The 8787-nt window shown below is 66.5% G+C and carries 7 protein-coding genes and 1 rRNA gene; 4 read left to right on the top strand and 4 right to left on the bottom strand.

Annotated features, from left to right (window positions below):
* Positions 1-49: 49 nt before the first annotated feature.
* Complete coding sequence (locus ACWDPV_RS22795; RefSeq protein WP_449744804.1) at positions 50-1057, bottom strand: hypothetical protein; 1008 nt, start codon at positions 1055-1057, stop codon at positions 50-52.
* 460 nt (positions 1058-1517) lie between these two features.
* Here ACWDPV_RS22795 and ACWDPV_RS22800 point away from each other — a divergent pair, with 460 nt between their 5' ends.
* Positions 1518-1841, top strand: coding sequence for a hypothetical protein (locus ACWDPV_RS22800; RefSeq protein WP_348807575.1), 324 nt, complete (start codon positions 1518-1520; stop codon positions 1839-1841).
* A gap of 143 nt (positions 1842-1984) precedes the next feature.
* Here the strand turns inward: ACWDPV_RS22800 and ACWDPV_RS22805 are convergent, their stop codons facing one another.
* Entirely contained in the window at positions 1985-2752 is a 768-nt protein-coding gene (locus ACWDPV_RS22805) for a T3SS (YopN, CesT) and YbjN peptide-binding chaperone 1 (protein WP_449744805.1), read from the bottom strand.
* A gap of 443 nt (positions 2753-3195) precedes the next feature.
* On the opposite strand from ACWDPV_RS22805, the gene ACWDPV_RS22810 reads away from it, so the two are divergent.
* The 3 genes from ACWDPV_RS22810 to ACWDPV_RS22820 all read left to right on the top strand — a co-directional run bounded on the left by ACWDPV_RS22810 (position 3196) and on the right by ACWDPV_RS22820 (position 6962).
* Positions 3196-4116, top strand: a complete 921-nt coding sequence (locus tag ACWDPV_RS22810) for a hypothetical protein (protein WP_449744806.1) — start codon at positions 3196-3198, stop codon at positions 4114-4116.
* Positions 4117-4214: 98 nt separating this feature from the next.
* Positions 4215-5408 (top strand): TY-Chap domain-containing protein, encoded by a 1194-nt coding sequence (locus tag ACWDPV_RS22815; RefSeq protein ID WP_348807578.1) that lies wholly within the window; start codon positions 4215-4217, stop codon positions 5406-5408.
* A gap of 138 nt (positions 5409-5546) precedes the next feature.
* A complete protein-coding gene (locus ACWDPV_RS22820; protein ID WP_449744807.1) occupies positions 5547-6962 on the top strand; it encodes a carotenoid oxygenase family protein in 1416 nt (471 codons plus the stop codon).
* Between the two features lie 5 nt (positions 6963-6967).
* Here the strand turns inward: ACWDPV_RS22820 and ACWDPV_RS22825 are convergent, their stop codons facing one another.
* Positions 6968-7921, bottom strand: coding sequence for a nucleoside hydrolase (locus tag ACWDPV_RS22825; protein ID WP_449744808.1), 954 nt, complete (start codon positions 7919-7921; stop codon positions 6968-6970).
* A gap of 608 nt (positions 7922-8529) precedes the next feature.
* Positions 8530-8646: ribosomal RNA gene (gene rrf / locus ACWDPV_RS22830) — 5S ribosomal RNA — on the bottom strand.
* Positions 8647-8787: the final 141 nt, after the last annotated feature.

The following is an 8787-nucleotide window of genomic DNA, read 5'->3' on the forward strand; positions in this document are numbered from 1 at the left end:
CATTCCCGCCGAGGCCTTCGCGTCGGCGGGAATCGTTGCGTCTGAGCGCTTATCGTGTGGCGCTCAGCCCGGGCAGGTCGTCCCGGACGCGTCCGAGTCCGCCGGCGATCCGGTCGACGATGCCCTCCTCGACGTTGATCGCGAGCTGACCGCCCGGAAGCGTCACGAGATATCCGGGCCGCGCAAACGGTCCACCGGCCGCGAGCGGAGTGGCATCGGGGTAGGCCGCGGTCACCTTGCTCTCCGGATCACCGAGGGTGATGCCCTTCTCGGTCATGACGGTGGGTCCGGTCGGGCTGTTACCCGACGCCTCGACACAGGTGATGGGGTCGCCCCGTACGGCGAGACTATTCTGTCCGCTGAGTTCGGGGCCGCGCTGACCGTCGCCCTTGTTCTCGAAGGTCAATCCGGTTGCCGCGTCGGCCTGCTCGATGGTCATGCCGACCTTCACGACGCCGAGCGACGTCGGGGTGATCGTCAGGGTGGTGCCGGTCCAGGAGCCGGAGTTCTGCGCTGCCGCGCTGGTCGGAGTGGATGCGCTGGAGGTGGGTGCGCCCGTCACATACTGGCCCGTGCACATGTTGAGGTAGTGCGTGGGATCGAAGGCCTCACCGTGCTGCGGGAAGTACCACTCCAGGTTCTGATACATCAGTTGCCCGTCGCAGGTGCCGAGGTTGAACGCGACCACCTGGGTCTGTTCGGGGAACAGATCGGCCTCGATCTTCGTCGGGTCCGCCCATGCCGCCGTTCCGACGGCATGCGCCTCCGGTCCACCCCACGACGACCAGACCACGTTGTCGACCTCGCCGAGAACACCGGCGCCGCCGTTGTAGATCTTCGCCGGCTTGATCTCGCCGTACCCGGTTTGATTGGCACCCCAGACCTTGCCGAGAGTCGCGTTCAATGCCAACGACGTTGCAGCACTGGCGGACCCACCGGCCGTCGTCGTCGCCCCGGACTGCTCACTCGTGGCGGAACCGTTGACCGACGAGCACGCCGCCGTCGCCGTGAGAAGTGCCGCGCAGACGAGGGTGGGTAGTAGTCGAAGTGGTCGCATCGCTGGGGCTCCTCGGACGCTGGTGATGAGGCTCGGAGCGTAACAATATCGCCCGCTTCGGAACTCTTATGCGGCTGCTGCACTTCGGTTTTCGACTGTTCGGACGATAGACATACCGGTACATTCACCCTATTCACGACAAAGCGGAGAACCGGCCCCGTCCACCGCGTGGGGGCGCCTGCGGTGTCGTCTCGACGCTTCGCGCGGCAGCTGCTGCTCGACGCGGCGTCCGCTCGCTCGCGCGGTCATTGCACAGAACGCGCGAGTGTGGGCGTACCGCGGGAAGCAGAACTGCCCGCGCCAATGCCGCCAGGACACCGAATCACCAATTGCGACAAATGGTTCAACACGGAACATCTCGCTCGGCTCCCCCTATTGGCCGACTGTGGTCGATCGCAGCCATCGCTAATGTCGACGGCAGTCGGGGACTGTCGAAAGTCCAGTCACCTCAGGAGAAAACGTGAAGCTTCGAAATCGCGTCGCCGCGACCGTACTTGCCGCCAGCGCCGCGGCCACAGTGGCGACAGCCACCACTGGTGTTGCCGGAGCAGCGCCAACCGGCTGCACCAAAGGCGGCGGCAACACCTACGCAACAGCCAAGTGCACCGGTGGAACTGGCTGGTACCAGGCGTACGCGACATGCTTCAACCCGACCATCCCAGGGGCGACGTTCTACAAGTTCGTCGAGGGGCCATGGAAGAAGGCGCGCAGCGGTGAGACCTCGACGGTCGTCTGCCCCATCCTGTACGCGGTCGACTACCGCGGGGTGGGCATCAAGAACTGACATACGGCCACTGCACGCCACATCCATCTTGTGACGACTGTCCAATAGCTCTGTGGCCGGGATGAACTCACTTCTCTAGGACCTGTGAGTTACGAGGAATGGTGTCATCCCGGCCATCTCATGCGACGCGCACGGCACGCTCCTCACGCACCCTGCGGTCGCTCCCATCGCATGTTGCTCTCCGCCGACAGGGCTATCGCGGCGAGCAGTACCGGCAGGAAGGTCTCCATGGCCTGTCGCCGATTGTCGCAACGACGGGCCTCGTCGCCGTCTCCGCGGGCCTCGAACTTCGGCGCGACCGCCGTGTACAAGGCGATGTGCGCCTGACAGATTCGGGCGTAGCGCCGCAACAGTGGCCCATTGGCCCGCGAGGTACGCATGATCGAATCGGCGGTGACCGTGCTCCGATCGGTGTGGTACCGGACGATCATCTCGGCCAACGCCTGCGGCATCACCTCGATCTCGCACTCCGGATTCGGTGCCATCCCGGGGTCGAGTTGCTCCTCGATGTCGATGGCACCTTCGCGCAGGAATCGACGCCGGTCGGCCAGTGCGGCAACGAGATTGTCTGGCGAGAAGATCTTCGCATCCACCGCCTTGACGGCGAACACGTGCGCTTTGGTGACAACGATGGAGATGTCGGGCCAGCGCGACGAGTGTTCGGCGATCACCGCACCCAGCAACTCCATGTCGGGCGTCTCGTGGCCGACGATGGTGCAGAACTCAATTCGAAGGGCCTCCGGCGACACGAGGATCGTGGTGTGCATCTCGTCGAAGGTGAGACCGATGACGTCGCGGACGATCTCGACGTCCTCTTGGAGACACGCGGCGAGCGTGTCCCGGACCATCGTCAGCAGATGCCCGGCATCCTCCGACGCGGCGGCGACCGCGGCGCGTGCGTTCAACGACACCGCCACCTCAACCGTCCCGTCCGGCAACTTCCGCACGGGTGACGGAACCCCGTCGTCGAATCCCGATCCCCGCTCCCGAAATCCTCTGATGCCATGCTGCCTCCCCGTGCCGTCGGTCATCGACGATGTCCGTCTGGGCAACACCATAGATCCGGGTACCGACAATTCGGACGTCGGTGGATGACGGGTGTGCCCGGGCGTGTGTTGTGTTGGTCCATAACCCATTTCACGCGGCAGCTTCTGCTCGACGCGGCGCCCGCACGCTCACGCGGTCATTGCACAGCCAGCGTGAGCGCGGGGGTACCGCGTCGCCACGAACCGACCGCGTGAAGCGAACAGAAGGGACGCGTGAGGGTCGTCCGACCTCGGTCCGACATCACACACGCACTTTGTCGTACCCCATCACTACCGTGGCACACACATCCGATCCAGGAGGTTGCCCGATGACCGTCTCCACCGACCACAACACGCTCACCTTCGCGTTCCCCGAGGTCGATCCGGCCGCGGTCCTGCACATCACCTTCCACCGGACACTGCGTGTCCCCGACGACGACACGACCTACGGCCTGCCGCCCAGTTTGGGCAGCTTCGCCCTTCGGGAGACCACCAATGGTGCTGCCGACGTCCTGATGCCGATGTGGCAGTCAGAGGCCGCGTGGATCGATTTCACTGCGCCGAAGGGCTATTCGTTCCTGGTGAAGGTGGGTGTGGGAGGAATCAACGCGATCACGGGTGACGCCTTCACCGCTGAACCGGACTTCGACGCCGGGGACTACCTCGAGACCGACGAGCAACCGTGGCTCGACGGCTACCGGGTGGACGCGACCACGGTGCGGCAGTTCGTCGCGCGGCGCCTCGGCACCGGGTACACGGTGGCCGAGCAGTTGACCGGTGCCCACAGTGGCGCCCTCGAGTTCTCGGTGGTGCCGCTCCGTCGCGACAAGTGGCAGCACATCGCGCCCATCGTCGCCGACGGTCTCTGCTTCGCGGCACCACCCGATGACCCTGCGATGGGTCTCGGCGCCGGCGGGTCCATCGCACAGTCCATCGCCACACCGATTCAGCCGCACGAGAATTGGTGTCAGGATGTCAGCGAGCGAGCGTCGGTCCGGATCATGGACTCGGCGTCGTGGCAGCAGCTCACCGACGAGCCGCCGCATCATCGGCCGCTGACGATCGAGGAGTACGCGCAGTACGGATTCCCGTGGTTCGCCTGGTACGACGACACCCTCGCGCGGCAGGGAGCGTCGCCGTTCGAGACGGTGAAGACCGTCAGGCAGGTCGGCACGGACCTCGGTGAAAGCCCACTGCCGGACAACACCGGCTTCACACCGCCGACCCCGCACATCGTCGGCGGTGCGTGAGTCGCCACCGCCCGCCAACGGGGCACGGATATGTCGTACCCCCGCCGTAACGTAGTGGCCGAGGAGAGGTCCACCCCTCTCCGACGAAAGGAGATTCGATGAGCACCAACGGTTTCGACTCGTCGATCGACGACGCCTGGCGCGGATTCCGGGCGGTCCTCGCGGACGTGCTCGGTGATCTCTCCGACTCGGAGAGCACCTGGCTTCAGGTGACCGGCCTCGTGGCCGACGATACGGCCACGCGATTGGACATCACCCTCACCGGCGCCCATCGGGTACGCATCACGGTGCGCGCCGATGCCCCCGACGGCGTCGTCGACCGCCATCTCCTGCAGGTCGAGCAGCTCCGTGCGCTGGGCTGGCGGCGACTGCGCAACGGCAGCTACATCGCCGAGGGCAGTCGGGCTCGTGCCGATGACCTCGCCTCGCTCACCGTCGACACCTTGCGCCAGGTGTGGCAGGTGGTGCATCCGGCCTTCCTCGCCGCCCCGTTCCTGCCACCGTCACCCGAGCCTGAACCCACCCTGCGGATCGGGACCGCACCGCACGACGCCGATCATCTGCGGTCACTGATCCACACCATGCTCGAGACCGCCGCCGGATGCACCATTGACCTCGACGAGGACGGGGACCTTCCGCTGCCGACCCGGCCCTACGCGTCCTGGTTGCGGGTGTGCGGTTCCGCGCCGTGCATCGAGGTGTTCACCGTCCTCACCGACAAGGTGATCGATCCCGCGCACGCCGCGACGGTGATCGCCGCACAGCCCACCGACCACGCGGCGATACGCCTGCTCCTGCGCGGCCGGACCGTCGTCGCCCAACGCATCATCGATGCCGCCGTCTTCGTCCCGGAGAACATCAACGGCGCCCTCAACGACTGGTTCACCTTCGTCGAGGACGACGCGCCACGCATCGTCCGACTGGCCACCACCCGCGAAAAACACACCACAGCAACGGATTCTGACCCCGACGAGGAGGGGTCACTACCCGATGCACTGCTCACCATCCTGCACCTCGACCTCGACAACGCCACCCTGAACCCACACGAGGTCGCCGAGATCTGCGAGCACGACCGCTCGGCGGTGCTGCGGTACATCCGTATCTGCGAGGAGCAGGAATCGTCGTGGAACTCCTCCGCCGACGACGCGAACCGTTCCGGTGACGCCGAGGAACGCGACGCATGCCGTCACGAGGCGCGATCGTGGGCGGCCACGGCCGCCAAGCTGCGCGCGGCCTTACGCATCGTGGCGCTCCCGGATTCCGGGCGGCGGGGGATTCGACCGATCGCGTGACGGCGGAATCTCGGGAGCGGTCGGCCGCACGGCCCCCGGGATGTCCGATTTCGGTCTAGGCTCACTCCCATGGCCCGGTGGATCGACACGGTCGAGAACGCCTGATCCCCGACCACGTCGTACCGAGAGGCCAGAGCCATGACCACCGACTCCCCCGCCACCCGACCCGCGCCGGTCGACATCGCCCACCACAGTCACCTCACCGGTGTGTTCGCGCCGCAACGTGAGGAGGTCGACGTCGCCGACCTCACCGTGCACGGCGACCTGCCGGCCGATCTGCGGGGCAGTTACCTCCGCAACGGGCCGAACCCCCGGTTCGATCCGATCGGCTCGTATGTCTATCCGCTCGACGGTGACGGCATGGTCCATCGCATCCGCTTCGACGGCGGGCGGGTCGGCTATACCAACAAGTTCGTCCGGACGCCGATGGTGACGGCGGAAGAGGCTGCCGGACATGCCATCTGGTCCGGCATCACCGACGGGTACACCCCGCCCGCCGAGGAGGCCGGTCCCGACCTGGCGGGAACCTTCCGCCAATTGCCCGACATCAACATCGTCCGGCATTCGGGCCGGCTGATGGCGATGGCCGAATCCGACCATCCGTACCTGCTGAATCCGACGGATCTGTCGACGATCGGTCCCACCCACTGCGACGGCGCGATGCTGGTGGGCAGCACCGCGCACCCGAAGACCGATCCGCGAACAGGTGAGCTGATCGTGTTCAACTACGCTCTCGAGGCCCCGTATCTGACGTGGTCGGTGATCGCCGCCGACGGTCAGGTGACGCGGACCCCGACACCGGTCGACGGGGTGACCGATCCGATGATGATCCACGACATGGCGTTGACCGCGCATTACGTCGTGCTGTTTCTGTGTCCCTTGGTTTTTGACATCGAGGCGATGCTGACGGGCGGTTCATTGCTGTCGTGGCGACCCGATGACGGCACCCGCATCGCACTCCTCCCCCGCGACGGTGGCCCGGTCCGGTGGGTGCACACCGACCCGTTCTGGGTGTGGCACTTCGCCAACGCCTTCGACAACCCGGACGGCACGATCACCGTCGACTACGTGGAGTGGACCTATCCGGGTGGCTTCGCCGACGTCGACCGGCCGGCGACGTCGACGCTCACCCGTGCCGTCATCGACGCCGGTGGCTCCATCACGCGGAACGTTCTCAGCGACAACGCACTCGACATGGAGTTCCCGCGCGTCGACGACCGCCTGCTCACGCTCGACCATCACCGGGTCGCCTCGGTGGCGCGCGGTCCGCACGACGACGCCACGCGCGACAGTCTGTGGTTCCACGATCTCGCCGCGGGCACCGAAGACTATTGGAGCCCGGGCGTGGCGATCGGCGAACCGATCTTCTTACCCGGCGCGCACCACGACTACTGGGGAGCGATCGGCACCGACCCGGACAGCCTTCGCTCGAGCTTCTATCTTCTCGACGCCGACGCCCCCGCCGACGGACCGATCGCCACCATCGACCTGCCGATCCGGGTGCCGGCGGGACTGCACGGGGCGTGGCTGGCCGACGACGCAGACGCGAGCTGACAACGTCAGGGCAGAGGCTCGTGGTCCCCGCTCGGGCAGTCTCTGGACTCGAGCTGGGCGAGTTTCCACATCGCCCTCACCGCGTTGAGATCGACGTCCACAGCGGCCTCGGACCGGTCCGAATCAGGCCATGGCCCTGGGTGTCCGGTGGTTCCGCACACCTTGGCGCTCGATCCACGGGTCGCGATCCGCATGGTCGAGGTGGTCCAGGCGAAGGCTGCGGGATTGACCGCCGCCGTCGCGGCCACCAGATCGTGGCACGGGGCCGACCATCCGGAGCCCCGCCCCAGCGGGCGTCGACGCAAACCATAGGAGCGCGTCGCCGCGAACCCCCCTATCTGGCCGGCTGTCATGTCCGTGCGGCGCAGGATGAATCGACGACTCACATCGAGCCCGACCCACCGTATGGAGAGATCCGACCGGATCACGGACGCAGTCGCTTGTGGGTCGTGCCGGGTGTTGGTGTCGCGGATCCGCGCGTCCATCGGTGATCGGCTGACGCCGACTCCGCCGGACACCACGATCTGCAGGCGACGCAACTGCTGTACGGCTGCCGTGCGAGTGAGCGCCGTCGCCAGGTTCGTCAACGGACCGATGCACAGGAGGACACCGCTCGGTTCCGACCGGGCGAACTCGATCATCACCTCGGACGGTTCGGGAGTCAACGTCGGCCGGTAGATCCGCTGCGCGACGGTCGTGGAGTCCCCAAGACCGTCGTGGCCATGAACCGCCGACGGTCGCCACCGTGGCGGCGGTCGCTTCGAGCCGGACCACACCGGGACGGTCGGTACCGCGAGACTCGCGTTCCGCGCGGCCGCCGGCGCCGACACGTTTCCCCACGTCGATGTGACACCCCACAATCTGCCGGTCGCCGCCAGCGCACGTAAGGCGACGACGTCGTCCAGACCTCCATCGGTGTCGACGAGGACGGGCGTTCCCGCGGTGCCTCTGCGCGTCATGTGGTTCAGTATCGTCCGCTTGGTTTCTGGGCTGGGATCGTCTGCTTCTGCCGGCCGGCGGGCGGTGACGGCGCGGGTGCTGTTCGTCGACGCGGTGCCCGCGCGCTCACGCGGTCGGTGCAATGCGAGCGTGACCGTGGAGACGCCGCGGGAACGTGGACGTGCCGCGTGAAGGCCGGCGTGGCGCGGGTGCTGTTCGTGGACGCGGTGCTGGCATGCTCACGCGGTCAGTGCACTGAGCGCGCGAAGACGACGGCGCCGCGCCAACGAGCATGTGCCGCGGGAAGACCGGCGTGGCGCGGGTGCTGCTCGTCGACGCGGTGTCTGCATGCCGGCGCGGTGTCTGCATGCTCACGCCCTCGGTTCACTGTCCGCGCGAGGACGGGGCGCCGCGCGAGCGTGGACGTGCCGCGCGAACTCTGCTCTGCGTGGCGCGGTTGGTTCTTGTCGACGCGGTGTCTGCATGCTCACGCGCTCGGTGCACTGAGAGCGTGAACGTGGGGGCACCGCGGGAGCGTGAAGGTACCGCGGGAACGGCGCCGAAAAAGGGCCGGGAATGCGGTGATGCCCCACAACACGTGAGTGTTGCGGGGCATCCCGGAATGATAGTTCGGCGGTGTCCTACTCTCCCACACCGATCAGAGTGCAGTACCATTGGCGCTGGTGGGCTTAGCTTCCGGGTTCGGAATGGGACCGGGCGTTTCCCCACCGCTATAGCCGCCGAAACACTATGAAATTAGCCGATACATCCCGTCATGGGACGCACCCCTTTTTTTGGGGGCACACGGGGGCGGAGCCCCTGTGCGATGTGCTATTTCAGAAGTACATAGTGGATGCGAAACAATCTTTTGAGTTAAAGAAATGTT

The organism is Gordonia sp. NPDC003504 (assembly GCF_053587995.1).